Source organism: Bacillus sp. JJ1503 (genome assembly GCF_036965125.1).
Taxonomy (GTDB): Bacteria; Bacillota; Bacilli; order Bacillales; family Cytobacillaceae; genus Cytobacillus.
In genome coordinates, this window is the sequence record NZ_JBALOZ010000336.1 from 17,769 (window position 1) to 18,907 (window position 1,139).

Sequence of the window (1,139 nt, forward strand, 5' to 3'; positions counted from 1 at the left end):
ATATCACCATGGCGATCCCGTTAACGGCGATCGTTCTATTTTCATATAAGTATTTAACGTTGATTGCTCTTTTTATTTTTATGATCATTTTTGATTTAGTCCAAATTAAAATGGGATTGCTTCATGTTATTGATTACAATGCAGTCATTGCGTTCGCGTTCATAAAATTATTCGTAATTTCTATTGTTAAAAGGGTGAATGATTACCTCTTTCCAATGGAAAAGGATTATATTTAATAGGCATAATTTTCTCTTTCCAACAAAAAATATAATGATTAATATGAAGGAGTGATAACAATGGATGTTATACGTGTAAAACAAATCCTTTCATCATCAGCAGATATTGAAGTCACATACAATGGTGCATCTGTGTGGATTGATCAGTTAAATGAAGATGGGAAGACAGCTACTGTACATTTAAGAGGACCACTTGAAGAAAGATCAACTGTAGAAATTACAGAACTTCAAGAATAGTAATAGACAACCACCCTAAAAATTTAGGGTGGTTGTCTATTTATTGGGTCCTATAAAATATAATATCATTGGTTTTAACAGCATGGTTTATTAGAATAGAGATGATCCAGCAGAAAGAAGGTGGAACAAATGAAAACTATACTTGTTGCTGATGATGATCAGCATGTCCGGTATTTAGTGAAAGAACTATTAATGAAAGAAGGGTTTCAAGTTATTGAAGCGGCAGACGGTGCAGAGGCTTTGAAACGGCTTCATAATCAAATTTGCGAATTAGCAATCGTTGATATAATGATGCCTGTTATGGATGGGTATAAATTAACTGTGGAAATACGAAAACATTTTGATATTCCGGTTGTATTATTGACTGCAAAAAGTCAAATTGAAGATAAAGAAATAGGCTATCTTTCAGGTACAGATGATTATTTAGTAAAGCCTTTTGAGCCGAAAGAGTTAATATTTAGGGTAAACGCCCTTTTAAGAAGATATGGAAAAGCAATGGAATCAAATATTAGAATTGGTTCAATGTTAATTAATAAAAAAAGCTATGAAATCGAGGTTAATGGTAAAACATTCATATTGCCGCTTAAAGAATTTGAACTGATGTATTATTTAGCTTCAAACCTTAATCAAGTTTTTAGTAGGGGGCAATTAATTGAACAAGTATGG

3 protein-coding genes are annotated in these 1,139 nt (G+C 32.1%); all 3 read left to right on the forward strand.

Annotation, left to right across the window (positions count from 1 at the left end; translation table 11 throughout):
- The coding region (locus V7149_RS21870) for a hypothetical protein (protein WP_335347702.1) at positions 1–236 on the forward strand (236 nt) is incomplete at its 5' end.
- 60 nt (positions 237–296) lie between these two features.
- A complete protein-coding gene (locus V7149_RS21875; protein WP_335347703.1) occupies positions 297–473 on the forward strand; it encodes an H-type small acid-soluble spore protein in 177 nt (58 codons plus the stop codon).
- Positions 474–602: 129 nt separating this feature from the next.
- Positions 603–1,139 (forward strand): response regulator transcription factor (locus tag V7149_RS21880; protein ID WP_335347704.1); only part of this gene is annotated, 537 nt, incomplete at its 3' end.